The sequence below is a fragment of the Aeromonas sp. ZOR0001 genome (genome assembly GCF_000801015.1).
In the GTDB taxonomy this organism is placed as follows: domain Bacteria; phylum Pseudomonadota; class Gammaproteobacteria; order Enterobacterales; family Aeromonadaceae; genus Aeromonas; species Aeromonas veronii.
Map to the genome: position 1 here is coordinate 1 of NZ_JRJY01000026.1, position 210 is coordinate 210.

A 210-nucleotide genomic window follows, 5' to 3' on the forward strand; every position below is an offset into this window, starting at 1 on the left:
GCTTCGCTTTCTGCGCTGGCCAAGTGACCGTTGCGCTCCTTCCATACCGCATATGCGGCGGCCTTCTCGACCTCGACCCGTTCTTGCTGCTCTTTCGGTAGGGCACACAGATTGTGACTCATACTGACCTCTTTGTTATTTGTTGGCGCCATGGTACGCCATCACTGGCATGCGGGACTTGCGCTGGTTCAAAGGTGGTGCGCTATAATG

At 55.7% G+C, this 210-nt stretch carries 1 protein-coding gene; it reads right to left on the reverse strand.

Translation table 11 applies throughout. The features are described 5' to 3' along the window. A partial coding sequence (locus tag L972_RS21275; RefSeq protein ID WP_331428932.1) for a DUF3283 family protein occupies positions 1-152 on the reverse strand: 152 nt, incomplete at its 3' end. Positions 153-210: the final 58 nt, after the last annotated feature.